The 16,887-nt window shown below is 69.6% G+C and carries 15 protein-coding genes; 4 read left to right on the top strand and 11 right to left on the bottom strand.

Annotated features, from left to right (window positions below; all coding sequences use genetic code 11):
• Positions 1-8: 8 nt before the first annotated feature.
• The 5 genes from LQ757_RS06475 to LQ757_RS06455 all read right to left on the bottom strand — a co-directional run bounded on the left by LQ757_RS06475 (position 9) and on the right by LQ757_RS06455 (position 4,725).
• Entirely contained in the window at positions 9-1,814 is a 1,806-nt protein-coding gene (locus tag LQ757_RS06475; protein ID WP_231046415.1) for a peptidoglycan D,D-transpeptidase FtsI family protein, read from the bottom strand.
• Positions 1,815-1,860: 46 nt separating this feature from the next.
• On the bottom strand, positions 1,861-2,469 hold the full coding sequence (gene ftsL / locus LQ757_RS06470) for a cell division protein FtsL (RefSeq protein ID WP_231046414.1): 609 nt from the start codon (positions 2,467-2,469) through the stop codon (positions 1,861-1,863).
• Positions 2,466-3,419, bottom strand: coding sequence for a 16S rRNA (cytosine(1402)-N(4))-methyltransferase RsmH (gene rsmH, locus LQ757_RS06465; protein WP_231046413.1), 954 nt, complete (start codon positions 3,417-3,419; stop codon positions 2,466-2,468). Before rsmH ends, ftsL begins: the two co-directional genes overlap by 4 nt.
• Positions 3,420-3,523: 104 nt before the next feature.
• Positions 3,524-3,955, bottom strand: a complete 432-nt coding sequence (mraZ, locus tag LQ757_RS06460; protein ID WP_231046412.1) for a division/cell wall cluster transcriptional repressor MraZ — start codon at positions 3,953-3,955, stop codon at positions 3,524-3,526.
• 389 nt (positions 3,956-4,344) lie between these two features.
• Positions 4,345-4,725, bottom strand: coding sequence for an SCO2097 family morphological protein (locus tag LQ757_RS06455; RefSeq protein WP_231046411.1), 381 nt, complete (start codon positions 4,723-4,725; stop codon positions 4,345-4,347).
• A gap of 74 nt (positions 4,726-4,799) precedes the next feature.
• Between LQ757_RS06455 and LQ757_RS06450 the strand changes: the two genes are divergently transcribed.
• Entirely contained in the window at positions 4,800-5,912 is a 1,113-nt protein-coding gene (locus LQ757_RS06450; protein ID WP_231046410.1) for a polyprenyl synthetase family protein, read from the top strand.
• 57 nt (positions 5,913-5,969) lie between these two features.
• Here the strand turns inward: LQ757_RS06450 and LQ757_RS06445 are convergent, their stop codons facing one another.
• Entirely contained in the window at positions 5,970-6,308 is a 339-nt protein-coding gene (locus LQ757_RS06445; protein WP_231046409.1) for an Rv2175c family DNA-binding protein, read from the bottom strand.
• A 144-nt stretch (positions 6,309-6,452) separates the two neighbouring features.
• On the opposite strand from LQ757_RS06445, the gene LQ757_RS06440 reads away from it, so the two are divergent.
• Positions 6,453-7,670: a LysM peptidoglycan-binding domain-containing protein gene (locus LQ757_RS06440; protein ID WP_231046408.1), complete on the top strand. Its 1,218-nt coding sequence runs from the start codon at positions 6,453-6,455 to the stop codon at positions 7,668-7,670.
• Between the two features lie 104 nt (positions 7,671-7,774).
• On the top strand, positions 7,775-9,664 hold the full coding sequence (gene pknB, locus LQ757_RS06435; protein ID WP_255681190.1) for a Stk1 family PASTA domain-containing Ser/Thr kinase: 1,890 nt from the start codon (positions 7,775-7,777) through the stop codon (positions 9,662-9,664).
• Between the two features lie 96 nt (positions 9,665-9,760).
• On the opposite strand, the gene LQ757_RS06430 is transcribed toward pknB, so the two are convergent.
• The 3 genes from LQ757_RS06430 to LQ757_RS06420 all read right to left on the bottom strand — a co-directional run bounded on the left by LQ757_RS06430 (position 9,761) and on the right by LQ757_RS06420 (position 12,897).
• Complete coding sequence (locus tag LQ757_RS06430) at positions 9,761-11,131, bottom strand: class II 3-deoxy-7-phosphoheptulonate synthase (protein ID WP_372459636.1); 1,371 nt, start codon at positions 11,129-11,131, stop codon at positions 9,761-9,763.
• A gap of 77 nt (positions 11,132-11,208) precedes the next feature.
• Positions 11,209-11,898, bottom strand: coding sequence for a lysophospholipid acyltransferase family protein (locus tag LQ757_RS06425; RefSeq protein WP_231046406.1), 690 nt, complete (start codon positions 11,896-11,898; stop codon positions 11,209-11,211).
• A 48-nt stretch (positions 11,899-11,946) separates the two neighbouring features.
• On the bottom strand, positions 11,947-12,897 hold the full coding sequence (locus tag LQ757_RS06420) for an ROK family glucokinase (protein WP_231046405.1): 951 nt from the start codon (positions 12,895-12,897) through the stop codon (positions 11,947-11,949).
• A gap of 150 nt (positions 12,898-13,047) precedes the next feature.
• Here LQ757_RS06420 and LQ757_RS06415 point away from each other — a divergent pair, with 150 nt between their 5' ends.
• Entirely contained in the window at positions 13,048-14,880 is a 1,833-nt protein-coding gene (locus tag LQ757_RS06415; protein ID WP_231046404.1) for an AMP-dependent synthetase/ligase, read from the top strand.
• A gap of 103 nt (positions 14,881-14,983) precedes the next feature.
• Here LQ757_RS06415 and def read toward each other — a convergent pair whose 3' ends face one another.
• Together def and LQ757_RS06405 are read right to left on the bottom strand one after the other, a co-directional pair.
• On the bottom strand, positions 14,984-15,475 hold the full coding sequence (gene def, locus LQ757_RS06410; protein WP_231046403.1) for a peptide deformylase: 492 nt from the start codon (positions 15,473-15,475) through the stop codon (positions 14,984-14,986).
• An 11-nt stretch (positions 15,476-15,486) separates the two neighbouring features.
• Positions 15,487-16,878, bottom strand: coding sequence for a MinD/ParA family ATP-binding protein (locus LQ757_RS06405; RefSeq protein ID WP_231046402.1), 1,392 nt, complete (start codon positions 16,876-16,878; stop codon positions 15,487-15,489).
• Positions 16,879-16,887: the final 9 nt, after the last annotated feature.

Raw genomic sequence — 16,887 nt, 5'->3', positions numbered from 1 at the left:
CAACTTTCTCACCAGGTGGCTGGCAGTTCGGGCGCCGGGGCGCCGGATGGAACGGTCCGATACTTCTTCAGCACCTGGCTCATCACCTCTTGGAAGACGGGCGCGGATGCGGCGGACGAGTTCATCTTAACGGGATTCATGATGCTCACCGAAACGACGAACTCCGGGTCATCCGCCGGAGCGAAGCCCGAAACCGACACCAGATAGCCGCTCAGGTAGCCGCCCTGCCCGTCGGGAACCTGCGCCGTCCCGGTCTTCGCGGCGACCCGGTAGCCGGGGATGTTCCACTTGTCGGCGAGCCAGCCCTCGGCGTACACGCGCTCGAGCATCGCGGTCGTCTCGTCGGCGGCCTTCTCGGAGACGACCCGCCTGCCCTCGGCCTCGGTCTCAGTGGTCTCGCCGTTTGCACTGCGACAGCTGTCGACGAGCGAGACGGGCATGCGCACGCCGCCGTTCGCGAGCGTCTGGTACACGCTCGCGATCTGCACGGCCGTCGTCGTGAGGCCCTGCCCGAACATGGTCGCGTACTTGGTCTGGTTGTCCCACTCTTCAGGGCCGCCGTGCAGGTCGCCCGGCTCCTCGCCCGAGAAGCCCACCTCAGTGCGTTCGCCCAGCCCGAACCTCAACATGTCGTCGTACCGCTGCTGGTCGGTGAGCCGCTCGCCGAACATCGACATCGCCGTGTTCGACGAGTCGATGAGCATGCCGGTCATCGTGTACGGGGTCGGGCCGTGGAAGAAGCTGTCATTGATGTCGGCGCCGTTCGACGGTTCGTACCGGTAGTCGGCGGTGACCCGGCTGAGCGGGTCGCCCTTGCCCGCATTGATGACGGATGCCGAGGTGAGGGCTTTGAACGTCGAGCCCGGCTCGAACGGCGCGGTGAACGACCGCGAACCGCGGTCGGCCACGGCCGTCGCGGCAGGATCATTGGGGTCGATCGTCGGCACGTCGGCGACAGCGAGCAGCCGACCCGTCTTGGCCTCCATGACGGTGACGGTCGCCCAGTCTGCGCCGACGGCCCGGCGCTGCTCCTCGGCGATGCGCTGCACGAAGAACTGCAGGTCGGCGTCGATCGTGAGCTGGAGCGTGCCGCCGTCGTGCGCCTCCTTGTGCACCACCTCGGTGCCCGGGATCCGCACCCAGTCCTTGAGGCTGTGCAGGTAGCTCACCTCGCCGTCCTCGCTCGCGAGGCAGTCGTCCTCGGAGAGCTCCAGACCCGCGAGCGACTCGCCGTCGGGGTTGAGGAAGCCGATCAGGTTGCCGGCCACGGCGCCGTTCGGGTAGCGGCGGCTCGGGTGCTGGTAGGGGACGACCCACGGGATGTCGAGCTTCTTGACCGCCTCGTACGTCGCCGTGTCGACGAGCTTCGCGACGTACTCGAAGTCATCGTCGGGATTCTCGGCAATGGCCGACGTGATGATGCCCTGCACCTGGTCGGCGGTGAGCCCGACCACCGCGCCGAGTTCGGCCACGACCTGCTCGAGCGGAACCTCGACCTCGGTCGTCTTGCCGGGATCGGCCGGATCGGGCACCTCGCGCGTCACCGGGCCCTTCGCCGCCTGCTTCGGCGAGAGCGCGATGTCGTAGCGCATGACGGTGTCGGCGAGCACCTGCCCGTTGGCGTCGACGATGTCGCCGCGCGCCCCGTAGACCGTGACGGGCACCGACCGTGCGTCCTGCGCCTGCACGTTCAGCGCCGACGCCCGGACGATCTGGACGTCGACGAGCTTCACGACGAAGACGCCCACGAGGACGACCATCACGATCGCGAAGACGAGGATCCGCCGCATCGGGTACCGGCTCGTTCGGTTCATCCGCTTCAGGTTCCTCGTTCGTCGGGCTCGTGCGTTTCTGCGGTCGTCAGTGGGTCGCGGGTGTCGGCAGGGTGCCGTCGACCGGTGGTGGTGCCGGCGCGTGATCGGGGATCGCCTCCCCCGCATTGCCGGCAGCGCCCGGCGCCTTTCCCTGCGCCGGACTCTGCCCCTGCGTCGGAGTCTTCTCGGTCTGCTGCTCGGTGACGAGCGGCACGCCGTCGATCAGCGCGTTCGGAACGAGCGGAGCGGTCGCCCCCGGCGCTCCGTCGGCGGCTGCCGGCTCGCCGAGCACGGCCCCGTCGGAGAGTCGCAGGTAGACGGGGCTGGCGTTCGGCACCATGCCGAGTGCCTCGGCGTTCGCCGCGAGGTACTGCGGAGACTGCACGCGGTCGAGGTCCTCGCGCAACTGCTGCTCCTGTCGTGCGAGCTTCGCCTGGTCGATCTGGTACTTGTCGACCTCGTAGGCCCCCTGCGTGACCGCGATCGAGAGCAGCAACTGCGCCACGACGATGGCGGCGACACCAGCGACCGCGATGATCGCGTACGCAAGGCGGGGTCTGGCCCGGCGGACCGCCTCGGGCGCGGGCCGCAGCCAGCGCAGGCGATCGGGCGCCCGCTCGGGCGCCGGAATGGACTGGGCCGGCACTGCACTCATGACGGCCTCCTCACTCGTTCCGCGGCGCGCAGTCGCACCGGTTTCGCACGCGGGTTCTCCGCCTGCTCGGCCTCGCTCGCCAGCTCGGCGCCCCGCACGAGGAGCTTGAACTGCGGGCGGTGTTCGGGCAGCTCCATCGGCAGCCCTGCCGGTGCCGTCGAGCTCGACGCGGCCTGCAGCACCCGCTTGACGATGCGGTCCTCGAGCGACTGGTAGGCGAGCACGACGATGCGACCGCCGACCGCGAGCGTGTCGAGGGCCGCGGGCATCGCCCGCTCGAGCACCGAGAGCTCCTCGTTCACCTCGATGCGCAATGCCTGGAACACGCGCTTGGCCGGATGGCCCTGCCGCTGCACCGCCACGGGCGTCGCCGCCTGGATGACGGCCACGAGCTGCGCCGAACGCGTGATCGGGGCTTCGGCCCTGGCGCGCACGATGGCGCGCGCGTAGCGGGCGGCGAGCTTCTCTTCGCCGTAGTCGAGGAAGATGCGCCGCAGCTCGTCTTCGCTCGCCTCGGCGACCACGTCGGCCGCGGTGCGCCCGCTCGTCGGGTCCATGCGCATGTCGAGCGGCGCATCCTTCGAGTAGGCGAATCCGCGCTCGGCGCGGTCGAGCTGCAGCGACGACACGCCGAGGTCGAAGAGCACCCCCTGGACTTGGCGGAAGCCCTCGGAGCGCACGGCATCGGCGATCCCGTCGTAGACCGTGTGCACGAAGCGCGCGCGGTCGCCGAACTTCGCGAGGCGCTCGCGTGCGATGCCGAGCGCGTCGGTGTCGCGGTCGAGTCCGACGACCGTGAGGTTCGGGAACCGCTCGAGGAATGCGGCGGTGTGGCCGCCCATGCCGAGGGTGGCGTCGACGAGCACGGCGCCGTCGTCGGAGATCGCGGGGGCGAGCAGTTCGAGCGTGCGCTCGAGCATCACCGGGGTGTGGATGTGTTCGATGTCCATGGTTCCGCCTTGTCTTCGTGGGCCTCGGGTCCCGATCCCCATCCGTTCGTCCTGATGCGGGGAAGTGCACCAGGCCCGGCCGGCTGGGAGTCGGGGCCCGAGGATCAGAAGAGTCCGGGGATCACCTCCTCCGCCGTTTCCGCGAAGGCCGCCTCCTGCTCGGCGAGGTAGCTCTGCCACGCCGCCGCATCCCAGATCTCCACCCGGCTGCCGGCCCCGATGACCGTGAGGTCCCGGTCGAGCCCCGCGTAACCGCGGAGATTGGCTGGGATGGTGACCCGATGCTGCTTGTCGGGGGTCTCCGCGGACGCCCCCGAGAGGAAGACGCGCATGTAGTCGCGCGCCTGCTTGCTCGTCACCGGGGCTTGGCGGATCTTGTCGCTCATGCTCTCGAACTCACGTGCGCTGAACACGTAGAGGCAGCGCTCCTGCCCCCGCGTGAGCACGAGTCCGTTCGAGAGCTCGTCCCGGAACTTCGCCGGAAGAATGACGCGGCCCTTCTCATCGAGCTTCGGCTCGTACGTCCCGAGGAACACCGCACCACCCCCCTTCCTCCGGCCAGGATCCAGGTGGGCCCCACTTTACTCCACTCCCATCCACTCTTCAACGACATTCGCTCGTTTTCGTTGGAGGTGCGGTACAGAATCCCCGAGAATCCGGCGGATTCATCGAGTGGAGCGGAGTGGAGGGAATTCGCTGGGAATACGGCGAGAGCGTGATCGGGCGCAACGGAATCCCTCGCGGATGCCCCGGCCCCCGCCATCCCGACGCGGAATCCTGCGGGTCGACACGACGGAACGGGCCGATCCGGCGATCGACCCGCTCATGTGGCGCGAAGTGGAGGAGTGGGGTGGTGCGAAGTGGAGGGAACGAGAAACGGGCCGATCATCCGATCGACCCGTTCAGCTGCTGCGAGGTGGAGGACCTAGTCGTGGCCCTCCTGACGGCGATCCCAGCGATCGTTCATGCGGTCCATGAATCCGCCGCCCGAGCGTCGCTTGCCCTGCTGCGCCGCCTCGGTCGGCGCCGGAGCGGCCGCTCCGGTCTTCCCGGGGGTGATGGCGATGAGCACGCCGGCGAACATGAGCGCGAAACCGACGATGCCGACGATGAGGAGCTGCAGCGCGACACCCGCGATGAGGGCGCCGACGCCCGCGACGGCGAGCAGCACGCCGAGGACGATCGCGCGGTAGTTGGGTCGGCGACCACGTACTCCACCGACCGCATGCACGAAGTCGGCATCGTTGCGATAGAGGTTGCGCTCCATCTCCTCGAGAAGACGTTGCTCCTGCTCTGAAAGCGGCATCTCATTCCCCTCAGGCTCGGGATCGACGCATCCGAGTCCATTCTAGCCCTGCCTCGCCTCGGTAGGCTAGGCGGGTGGCTCATGGTTCCCGTCTGGTCGATCTGGTGCACGAACGCATCGAGGAGTTCCTCGCCGAACGTACCTCCATTCTCCGCTCGATCAGCCCCGACCTCGACCCGCTCGACGGGTTCTCACGGCGCTTTCTCAGCGGTGGCAAGCGCTTTCGGGCGCTGTTCTGCTATTGGGGATGGGAGGGCGTGCGCGGGCAGGCCTTCGACCCGTTCGAGCCCGACGGCGGACACGATCGCTACCCGGTCGTCTCGGCCGCCGCCGCCCTCGAGCTCTTCCACGCCGCGGCGCTCGTGCACGACGACATCATCGACCGTTCCGACACCCGCCGGGGGGCGCCGTCGGCGCACCGCCTGTTCGAGGGACTGCATGCCGAGAACGGCTGGGCCGGCGACGCGGCCGAGTTCGGCACCGATTCCGCGATCCTGCTCGGCGACCTGCTGCTCGGGTGGAGCGACGAACTGCTCGACGAGGGGCTCGACCCGCTCGCCGATCGCCGTGCCGCTCGAGCCGCCCGCAGGGAGTACACGCGCATGCGCACCGAGGTGACGGCCGGCCAGTACCTCGACATCCTCGAAGAGCGCGCCTGGCTCACGAAGCCCGACGACGAGCAGCGGCTGCGCGCCGAACGCGTCATCACGTTCAAGTCGGCGAAGTACAGCATCGAGGCACCGCTGCTCATCGGCGCGGCCATCGCCGGCGCCTCGTCGGGCCAACTCGAGGCGCTCCGTGACTTCGGGCTCCCCCTCGGCATCGCCTACCAGCTGCGCGATGACCTGCTCGGCGTGTTCGGCGACCCAGAGGTCACCGGCAAGCCGAGCGGCGACGACCTTCGCGAGGGCAAGCGCACGATGCTCGTCGCCATCGCCCGCGAGCGACTCGCACCGGGGCAGCGCCGTCTGCTCGACGAACTGCTCGGAGACGCCGAGCTCACCGCCGAGCAGGTCAACATGCTGCAGCGCACCATCACCGAGTGCGGAGCGGTCGACGAGGTCGAGCGCATGATCGCCGACAACGTGTCGCACGCGACGACCGCGCTCGAAGATGCGCCGCTCAGCCGCGCTGCGCGTGAAGAGCTCGGCGAGCTCGCAAAGACGGTCACTCGGCGCGCCCACTGAGCCGCGAAGGCGCGGCCCCGAACCCGAGGCTCGGTCGGACGTCGACTCGTTACGGGGTCAGGCGAGCGCCTGCGCCACCCGACGCACCTCGGACTTGCGTCCGGCCCGCAGCGCGGCGATCGGCGTGGTGCCCAGGCTGTCTTCCTCGGCGAGCAGCCAGTCGAGCGCCTCGGCGTCGCTGAATCCCGCATCGGCGAGGACGATCGCGGTGCCGTGGAGCTCGGGCACCGGCGCGTCATCACGCAGGAACACCGACGGCACCTTCAGCACGCCGTCGACGCGGGCGGCGAGCAGGTGTCGATCGTCGATGAGGCGGCGGATGCGGCTGGGGCTCTCGCCCGTCAGCTCGACGAGGTCGGGAACAGTCAGCCAGGTGGTCTCGGCGGCATCGGTCACGAAACCAAGATTGCCATGTCGGATGCCGCGACGAAAGCACTCGACCGCCGAGTCGCCGCTCCCCCGCGCGGGAGTTTGACTCGCCCCACCCGCTGTGCGACCGTGACGCGAGGGGCCGATGTGCGCATCGGTGAAGGGGGAACCATGGTCGACCACGTCGACGGCGTCGGGGGCCGCACGACGCACGACGACGAGCGACGCCGACCACGCGGCATCCGTGGCGCGCTCGCGCTGCCGCTCGCGATCGCGAGCACGATCGCGGTGACGCTCGGCATCGCGGCGCCGGCCGACGCCGCGCCGCACCAGGTGAAGCGCCAGCCGAAGGCCAAGGCGCAGAGCGGTGCGGCGAAGCGGGCCTCGAGCGCCGCGGCGACCGCGGTGCCGGCCGAGATCGTGGTCGCCGACGGCGACACGGTGAGCGGCATCGCCGAGCGCTACGGGCTCTCGACGGCCGAGGTGCTCGCGCAGAACGGACTGAGCTGGTCGAGCCTGATCTTCCCCGGGCAGCGCCTCGCGCTGCCGGGCACCACATCGCACGCCGCGCCGCCGCCGAGCCCGGCGGCCGAGATCGCGAAGCACACGGTCGTTGCGGGCGACACGGTGAGCGGCATCGCCGAGCAGCACGGACTCGACCTCGACCTGGTCCTGCGCGCAAATGGACTGGGGCGTCAGTCGCTCATCTTCCCGGGTGAGACGATCGTGCTTCCGTCGACGGAGGTCGCGACGTCGGTCGAGGTGCCGCCGCCGGCCGCACCATCGCCGGCGGTCACGGCAGGCGGCACGCACGTCGTCGTCGCGGGCGACACCGTGTGGGACCTGGCCGAACGCCACGACCTCTCGGTCGCGCAGCTCATCGACGCCAACGGGCTCGACGGCGCGGGCACGATCCGACCCGGCCAGGAGCTCACCGTCCCACGGCCGGCGACCGCCCTGCCCGTGGCATCGGTGACGGTGCCGCTCACCGACGAGATGCGCGCGAACGCGGTCATCATCGTCGAGACCGGGCGGCGGCTCGGGGTTCCCGACGCGGGGATCGTCGTGGCGCTCGCCGCCGCCGCGCAGGAATCGAGCCTGAGAAACCTCCATCGCGGCGATCGCGACTCGCAGGGCCTCTTCCAGCAGCGGCCGAGCGAGGGCTGGGGCACCGTCGATCAGGTGCTCGACCCCGTGCGGGCGACGACGGCGTTCTACGGGGGCGAGGCCAACCCGAATCCTGGACGCACGCGCGGACTGCTCGACGTCGAGGGCTGGGAGTCGATGACCGTCACCGAGGCCGCCCAGGCCGTGCAGCTGAGCGCGCATCCCGACCACTACGCCAAGTGGGAGGTCTCGGCACGGGCATGGCTCGCCGAGCTCGGCTGACGCATCACGATGGCATTGCGATCGGGATGGCGACGGCGTTTGCAACGGCCCCGGCATATGGACTTTCGTAGACTCGGAGCGTGACCACCGCGCCCGTCGACCCGATGATCGGCCGTCTGATCGACGGCCGCTATCAGGTGCGCTCGCGGATCGCGCGCGGCGGCATGGCCACGGTGTACCTCGCGACCGACCTGCGTCTCGAGCGCCGCGTGGCGCTCAAGATCATGCACGGCCACCTCGCCGACGACAACACGTTCAAGACCCGGTTCGTGCAAGAGGCGCGCTCGGCCGCGCGCCTGGCCCACCCCAATGTCGTGAACGTGTTCGACCAGGGCCAGGACGCCGACATGGCGTACCTCGTCATGGAGTACCTGCCGGGCATCACCCTGCGCGACCTGCTGAAGGACTACAAGCGCCTCACCGCAGAGCAGACGGTCGACATCATGGACGCCGTGCTCTCGGGGCTCGCGGCCGCGCACAAGGCCGGCATCGTGCACCGCGACGTCAAGCCCGAGAACGTGCTGCTCGCCGACGACGGTCGCATCAAGCTCAGCGACTTCGGTCTCGCGCGCGCCGCGAGCGCCAACACCGCGACCGGGCAGGCGCTGCTCGGCACCATCGCCTACCTCTCTCCCGAGCTCGTCACCCGCGGCATCGCCGATGCCCGCAGCGACATATATGCGGTCGGCATCATGATGTACGAGATGCTCACGGGCGAACAGCCGTATGTCGGCGAAGCGCCGATGCAGATCGCCTACCAGCACGCCAACGACTCCGTGCCGGCGCCGAGCTCGAAGAACCCGGCCGTGCCCGCCGAGATCGACGAACTCGTCGCGTGGGCGACGTCGCGCGACCCCGACGAGCGACCCCGCGACGCCCGCGAGATGCTGGATCGCCTGCGCGAGATCGAGCCCGGAATCCGGGCGTCGCACCTCCCGATCACCACCCAGGCCACAGCGGTGCTGCCCGACGTCGCCGCCATGACCGCCGGTGCGACCGCCGAGACCCATGTGCTGGGCGGCGCCCCGCTCGTCGCGACGGCCACCCACGAGGCATCCGGGGTCGACGACACCGAGGCGCTCTCGACGAGCGCCGCCCGCCGCCGCCGCCGCGGATACTGGCTGTTCGCGCTCGTGCTGCTGCTCACCGGCCTGGCCGCGGGGACCGGGTGGTACTTCGGCGCCGGCCCGGGGTCGTTCGCCACGGTGCCGAACACGTCGACGCTCGCCCCAGACGTGGCGACGAAGGCACTCGAAGATGCCGGGTTCGTGGTCGAGCCCTCCTCGCGCACCGATCCGGTGATCCCCGAAGGCCAGGTGGCCGACACCGACCCGCCCGGCGGCAGCCAGGCGCAGCGCGGCTCGACCGTCACGCTCTACGTCTCCGAAGGGCCCCAGATCCTCGACGTCCCCGTAGTCGTCGGCACCCCCGAAGCCGAAGCGCGCGAGGCGCTCGCCGCGTTCACGGTCGCCGACGCGGCGACACAGCAGTTCTCGGCCGACGTCGCCTCGGGATCCGTGATCGCCGCGCTCGACGCCGACGGTGCGGCGCTCGGTGCGACCTACCCCGAACGCGGCGCGATCACGCTCGTCGTCTCGGTCGGGCCGGTGCCACCGGTCGAAGGGCTACCTGGCGGCGACGCCGAGGCGAGACTCACCGATGCCGGCCTCGAGGTCGACTACAACGATCCCGTCTTCCACGACGAGGTGCCGGTCGACGTGGTCGTCACCGCCGACTGGACGAGCGATCCGATGCGCCCGGGCGACACGGTGGTGCTCACGCTCTCGAAGGGTCCCGACCTCGTCGAGGTCCCGAACGTCGTGACCGGGCAGACGGTCGCCCAGGCCCGCACCCAACTCGAGGAGCTCGGCTTCACGGTCGTCTCGAACGTCCCGCCGTTCCTCGAGGGTGCCGTCGTGGCCGGCACGCAGAGCCCGGTCGCGGGCGAGAAGGTCAAGCGCGGCTCAGAGGTCACCGTCAACTTCCAGCCGTAGCGCTGCGAGTCGACGCGCGCCGACCAGCGGCGGATTCCGAGATCGACCGGCACCGGGGCATCCGTCGCTCACGGATGCCCCGGCAGGGCGGTCTGCTCAGCGTGCCGCGAGCTCTTCAGCGACGAGGAACGCGAGCTCGAGCGACTGCATGTGGTTCAGGCGCGGGTCGCAGAGCGACTCATAGCGGGTCGCCAGGGTCTCTTCGTCGATCTGCTCGGAGCCGCCGAGGCACTCGGTGACGTCGTCGCCCGTCAGTTCGACGTGGATGCCGCCGGGGTGCGTGCCCGCGGCGCGGTGCGCCTCGAAGAAGCCCTTCACCTCGTCGACGACGTCGTCGAAGCGCCGCGTCTTGTAGCCGTTCGGGGTCGTGATGCCGTTGCCGTGCATGGGGTCGGTCACCCACAGCGGATCGGCGTCGCTGCGCTTGATCACCTCGAGCAGCGGGGGCAGCGCCTCACGGATCTTGCCGGCGCCCATGCGGGTGATGAACGTCAGGCGGCCCGGCTCGCGGTACGGGTCGAGCTTCTCGACGAGCTCGAGCATGACCTCGGGCGTCGTCGTCGGGCCGAGCTTCACGCCGATCGGGTTGCGCACTCGCGACAGGAAGTCCACGTGGGCGCCGTCGAGTTCGCGCGTGCGCTCGCCGATCCAGATGAAGTGGCCCGACGTGACGTAGGGCGTGCCGGTGCGCGAGTCGATGCGCGTCATCGGACGCTCGTAGTCCATGAGCAGGCCCTCGTGGCCCGTGTAGAACTCGGTGTGCTTCAGTGCCTCGAAATCGGCGCCGCACGCGTCCATGAACTTGACGGCGCGATCGATCTCGCGCGCCATCGATTCGTAGCGGGCGTTCGCCGGGTTCTGGGCGAAGCCCTGGTTCCACGAGTGCACCTGACGCAGGTCGGCGAACCCGCCCTGCGTGAAGGCGCGGATGAGGTTCAGCGTCGACGCCGCCGTGTGGTAGCCGCGGATCAGTCGCTGCGGGTCGGCCGTGCGCGACTCGGAGGTGAAGTCGTAGCCGTTGACGATGTCGCCGCGGTATGCCGGCAGCGTCACGTCGCCGCGCTTCTCGGTGTCGCTCGAGCGGGGCTTCGCGAACTGGCCCGCCATGCGGCCCATCTTCACGACGGGCATCGAGGCGCCGTAGGTGAGCACGACGGCCATCTGCAGCACCGTCTTCACGCGGTTGCGGATCTGGTCGGCGGTGGCGCCGGCGAAGGTCTCGGCGCAGTCGCCGCCCTGCAGCAGGAACGCCTCACCGCGCGCTGCCGCGGCGAGTCGTGAACGCATGGTGTCGACCTCGCCCGCGAACACGAGCGGCGGAAGGGTGGCGAGCTCGGCGGACGCCGCGTGCGCGGCCTCGGGGTCTGGCCAGGTGGGCTGCTGCTTGATCGGCAGCGTGCGCCAATAGTCGAGACCCGCGATCACGGAGGGATCTGCGAAGACGACGGGCTCGGCGAGCTGTACCACGGGAGTGTCCTGGAGGGTCGGGCGCGAATGCGCCGGAAACGGAACGGCGACGCACGTCGCGCCGCCGCTCTCCGAGCCTACCGCGACTGCGCGGCCCGTTGCTCCTTGACCGAACTCGCGTACACGTCGACGTACTCCTGGCCGCTGAGGCCACGCAGACGGTACACGAGCTCGTCGGTGACCGAGCGCAGCACGAACCGGTCCCCCTCCATGCCCTCGAAGCGCGTGAAGTCGATCGGCTCGCCGAAGATGATGCCGATGCGACGCACCTTCGGCAGGCGCTTCCCGATCGGCATGACTTCCAACGTGCCGATCATCGCGACGGGGACCACTGGGACACCCGACTCGAGCACCATGCGCGCGACACCGGTGCGACCGCGGTAGAGCTTGCCGTCGGGGCTGCGCGTGCCCTCGGGGTAGATGCCGAGGATGCTGCCGTCGGCGAGCACCTTGAGGCCCGTGTTCAGGGACGCCTCGGAGGCCTTGCCGCCCGAACGATCGATGGGCAGCTGGCCGGCCGCCTGGAAGAACACGCGCGTCGCCCAGCCCTTCAGCCCCTTGCCGGTGAAGTACTCGCTCTTGGCGAGGAAGACCACGGGCCTGGGAACCACGAGCGGCAGGAAGATCGAGTCGATGAACGAGAGGTGGTTCGAGGCGAGCACGACGGCACCGGACTTCGGCACGTTCTCGAGGCCGACGATCCACGGTCGGAAGATCGCCAACAGGATCGGACCGACCACGAGGTGCTTCATGATCCAGTAGAACACCGTGCGTTCCCTTCCCCTGACGCAGCACTTCAGCCTAGCGCCAGCACGTCACGCGTGCTCGGCGACCCACACCCGCGCAAGGTCGGCCGCCCCGACCACGCCCGCATCGTTCACGAGCTCGGCGATGACGAAGTCGGGCTCGGGGTGGTAGCCGCGAGCCGGAAGGTGCTCGGCGTAGGCCTCGCGGATCGGCTCGAGCAGCAGCTCGCCGGCTTCGGCCACCCCGCCGCCGAACACGAACCGCTGCGGATCGAGGATCGCCGAGAGGCTCGCCGCCGCCTGGCCGAGCCAGTGGCCGAGTTCGCGCAGGGCGGTCAGCGCGCCGGGGTCACCGGCCATCATGAGCGCACCGACGAGTCGCCCGTCGAGGGTTCCGTGCTCGTCGCGGGCCTGGGCGAGGGCACGTCCGACTCCCCCGGCATCGGCGACCTCGTTCGCCATGCGCAGCAATGCGCGCCCGGAACCGTACTGTTCGAGGCATCCGCGCTGCCCGCAACCGCACGCGAGCCCATCGGGGACGACGCGCATGTGGCCGAGCTCGGCGCCCGCGCCGAAGCCGCCGCGGAAGAGGCGGTCACCGGCCACGACGGCGCCGCCGACGCCCGTGCCGATCGTGAGCATCACCATGTCGCTCACCATGCGACCCGCGCCGAAGCGGAACTCCGCCCAGCCGGCGGCATTGGCGTCGTTGTCGACGACGACCGACTTGCCGACGCGGGCCTCGAGCTTCTCGCGGAACGGCTCGTTGCGCCAGTCGATGTTCGGTGCGTAATAGACCATCGATTGGGCGGCGTCGATGAACCCGGCCGCGGCGACGCCGACGGCCGCGACCCCGTCGTCGGCCGCGAGCGAAGTGATCATGGCGACGACGGCGTCCTCGAGCTTCGCCACATCGCCTGCGGGAGTCGGCACGCGCTCGCTGCGCACGATCGTGCCGAGTTCGTCGACGACCGCTCCGGCGATCTTCGTCCCGCCGATGTCGATACCGATCGCGTGCACCCGGGGAGCCGCCTTTCAGGGGGGATGAGGCATGGGCGTGCCCGGGCGAGAAGCCGACGCGAGCAACGACTAGAGTGTAGACGACCCCAATGCCGAGGCCGCGCACAGACTCGACCACGGCGCGACACGCCCGGTGCCGAAGGAGCTACCGTGATCGAATTCACCACGCCAGCCGTGGTCGCCCCAGACCCTCAGGCGAACGCCACCGACCTGCTCGTCGATCGCGTCGCCGCGACGCCCGACCTGGTGCTGTTCTCCCTTCCCACTGCCGACGGCGGCTGGTCCCCCGTCACCACGCGCGAGTTCTACGACCAGGTCATCGCGCTCGCCAAGGGCCTCGTCGCCGCCGGCATCCAGCCGGGCGACAAGATCGGGCTCATGAGCAAGACGCGCTACGAGTGGACCCTCGTCGACTTCGCCACCTGGTTCGCCGGCGCAGTGCTCGTGCCCGTGTACGAGACGAGCTCGCCCACGCAGGTGCGCTGGAACCTCGGCGACTCGGGAGCCGTCGCGATGATCGTCGAGACTCCCGACCACTTCGCGCGCTTCGACGAGGTGCACCCCGAGCTCCCCGCGATCCGCAATACCTGGCAGATCGACCTCGGCGACCTCGACAAGCTCGCCGCCGCCGGCGTCGACGTGTCCGACGAAGAGATCGAGCGGCGCCGCAACCTCGCCGTCGGGTCCGACATCGCGACCCTCATCTACACGTCGGGCTCCACCGGCAAGCCCAAGGGGTGCGTGCTCACCCACTCGAACTTCGTCGAGCTCTCCCGCAACGCTGCGGTCGCGCTCGACGAGGTCGTGAACACCCCCGGCGCGTCGACGCTCCTGTTCATCACGACCGCCCACGTCTTCGCGCGGTTCATCGCCGTGCTCGCGGTGCACGCCGGCGTGCGCGTGGGCCACCAGGCCGACACGAAGCAGCTGCTGCCGTCGCTCGGCAGCTTCAAGCCGACCTTCCTGCTCGCGGTGCCGCGCGTGTTCGAGAAGGTGTACAACGTCTCCGAGCAGAAGGCCGAGGCGGGCGGCAAGGGCAAGATCTTCCGTGCCGCTGCCGACGCCGCCGTCGAGCACTCGGCGCTGCTCGAAGAGGGCAAGAAGATCCCCTTCGGCCTCAAGGTCAAGTTCGCGCTGTTCGACCGGCTCGTCTACTCGAAGCTGCGTGCGGCGATGGGCGGCAATGTCACGTACGCCGTCTCGGGATCAGCGCCGCTCGGTCCCCGCCTCGGCCACTTCTACCACTCGCTCGGCATCACGATCCTCGAGGGCTACGGCCTCACCGAGACCACGGCGCCCGCCACGGTGAACCTCGCGACGAAGTCGAAGATCGGCACGGTCGGCCCTACGCTGCCGGGCGTCTCGATCCGACTCGCCGACGACGGCGAGATCCAGGTCAAGGGCATCGACGTGTTCAAGGAGTACTGGAACAACCCCGAGGCGACGGCCGCGTCGTTCGACGGCGAATGGTTCAAGACCGGCGACCTCGGTTCGTTCGACGAAGACGGCTTCCTCACCATCACCGGGCGCAAGAAGGAGATCATCGTCACCGCGGGCGGAAAGAACGTCTCGCCCGCAGCGCTCGAAGACCCGATCCGAGCGAACCCGCTCGTGGGCCAGGTCGTCGTGGTGGGCGACAAGAAGCCCTTCATCTCGGCGCTCGTCACGCTCGACCCCGAGATGCTGCCCGTGTGGCTCAACAACAACGGCGAAGACGCGGGCATGTCGCTCGACGAGGCGGCCGTGAACCCCGCGGTCAACGCCGAGGTGCAGCGAGCGATCGACGCAGCGAACGAGACCGTGTCGCGCGCGGAGTCGATCCGCAAGTTCACGATCCTCACGACCGAGTTCACCGAGGCGAGCGGCCACCTCACCCCGAAGATGAGCATCAAGCGCAACATCATCCTCGAGGACTTCTCGCCTCAGATCGAGGCGATGTACTCGGGCGCGCCGGCCACCGAGGGTCACTCGATCGTGAGCTGACCTTCCGAGCGACGACAGAGGGGCTCCGCGGAATTCTCCGCGGAGCCCCACTTCGCGCTCACGATGCCGGGCATCGGTGAGCCGATGCCGGAATCGGTGAACGTCAGAACCAGTCGGACTCCCGCACGGCCTTCATCGCGCTGCGCCGTTCGTCCTTCTCGAGACGGTCGAGGTAGAGCAACCCGTCGAGGTGGTCGACCTCGTGCTGCAGGGCTTGCGCCATGAGTCCGTCGCCCGCGAGCTCGATGTCGTTGCCGTCGAGGTCGATGCCGCGAACCCGTGCGAACGGATAGCGCGGTGTCTTGTGCCAGAGACCGGGTACCGACAGGCACCCCTCGTCGATCAACTGCTTGTCGCCCGAGACCTCGACGATCTCGGGGTTGAGGATGTAGCCGACCTCGCCGTCGACGTTGTAGCTGAACGCGCGCAGGTTGACTCCGATCTGCGACGCCGCGACGCCCGCTCGCCCGGGAACGCGCACACTGTCGACGAGGTCGGTCACGAGCGCGCGCACGCGATCGTCGACCTGTTCGACGGGGGCTGAGACGGTCTTCAAGACAGGGTCGCCGAACAGGCGAATGGGACGTTCCGGCAATTGCGCTCCGATCAGTGCCCGCGCTCGGCGGGCAGGCCTTCCACCACGAGGGCGGCGAGTTCTCGCGCCGCGTGCTGCGTGACGGGGCGGAGTTCCTTCCAGTTCACCACGGAACCGGCGGCGAGCTGGGGGTCGTATGGGATGCGCACGATCTCGCGAACACGCGACTGGAAGTGCGCCTCGATCTCGTCGACCTTCACGAGGTGCGTGCCCTGCGTCGCGAGGTTGATCGCGACGACCGCGTTGCGTACGAGTTCACCGAAGCCGTTCGCCTCGAGCCAGGTGAGCGTTTCGGATGCGAGACGCGCCTCGTCGACGCTGCCGCCCGAGACGATGACGATCGAGTCGGCGCGCTGCAGCGTCGCGCGCATGACCGAATGCACGATGCCCGTGCCGCAGTCGGTGAGCACGAGCGAGTAATACCGCGCGGCCAGGCCCGCGACGACGTTGTAGTCGTTGTCGTCGAACGCCTCGGAGAGGGTGGGGTCGGTGTCGGAGGCGAGGATGTCGAGGCGTGTCTCATCGCGGGAGACGAACTTGGAGAAGTCGGTGTAGCCACCGATCGACGATGCCTTGACGACGACGTCGCGCACCGTCTCGCGCGTCTGCCGGTCGACGCGCTCGGCGAGCGTGCCCCGGTCGGGATTCGCGTCGATCGCGATGATGCGGTCGTCGCGGGCGTCGGCCAACGCCATGCCCAACAGCGCGGTGATCGTCGTCTTGCCGACGCCGCCCTTGCGCGTGAGCACCGGGACGAACCGGGCGCCGCCCTCGAACCGTTTCTGGATGCGCTGGCTCAGGGCCTTGTGCGCGCGCACCTTGGCCGAATCGCCGAGGTTCACGAGGTGGAGCGAAGCTTCGTAGACCAGGCGGTTCAGCCCGCCCTGCGGCGCAGGTCGGGTCGTTCGGTTGAGGTCGATCAGGCGGTCGGGAGTGAGTGATTCGGGCGTCTCGGGCACTTCGGCGGGAACCGGCGCCTCGCCCGGGGATTCGACGACGGCGACCTGCGCTGCCGCTTCGTCGCGAAGTCGCTCGCGACGTGCTCGCGAGGCATCGGCCGCGAGGAGCGCACCGTACGGCGAGGGGTCGCGCCGGGCCGCGCTGCGGTAGGCGCCGTGCGAGAGCGCCGGGGTGATCACCTCGACCGATCGGGTGGTGGAATCGCCGTCGACGAGGGCGGTCGGGTTCACCGAGACGTCGTCGATCGCGACGGCCACCTCGTCTTCGGGCACCTCGCGCACCGGCGCCGGCGGGAGGTCGACCCTGAGATTCAGGTTCTCGGACGCACGCCTCGCCGCATGCGCCCCGGTCGTCGGCTCGGGTTCGCCGTGGCCGGCCGCCGCGGTGCGCGCAACGCCTCCGCGGCGTGCCCCGGCTCGGTCATCTGTCGTGTCGTCAGCCACCGATACCCC

It is taken from the genome of Agromyces cavernae (assembly GCF_021044935.1).
Classification (GTDB): domain Bacteria; phylum Actinomycetota; class Actinomycetes; order Actinomycetales; family Microbacteriaceae; genus Agromyces; species Agromyces cavernae.
Note: the sequence above shows the minus strand (reverse complement) of the source record. Positions and strands in the feature narration are given on the sequence as shown.

Excerpts from the sequence above, each read along its gene's own strand:
- LQ757_RS06475 (WP_231046415.1), bottom strand. The coding sequence starts at position 1,814 with ATGAACCGAACGAGCCGGTACCCGATGCGGCGGATCCTCGTCTTCGCG.
- ftsL (WP_231046414.1), bottom strand. The coding sequence starts at position 2,469 with ATGAGTGCAGTGCCGGCCCAGTCCATTCCGGCGCCCGAGCGGGCGCCC.
- rsmH (WP_231046413.1), bottom strand. The coding sequence starts at position 3,419 with ATGGACATCGAACACATCCACACCCCGGTGATGCTCGAGCGCACGCTC.
- LQ757_RS06455 (WP_231046411.1), bottom strand. The coding sequence starts at position 4,725 with ATGCCGCTTTCAGAGCAGGAGCAACGTCTTCTCGAGGAGATGGAGCGC.
- LQ757_RS06440 (WP_231046408.1), top strand. The coding sequence starts at position 6,453 with ATGGTCGACCACGTCGACGGCGTCGGGGGCCGCACGACGCACGACGAC.
- pknB (WP_255681190.1), top strand. The coding sequence starts at position 7,775 with ATGATCGGCCGTCTGATCGACGGCCGCTATCAGGTGCGCTCGCGGATC.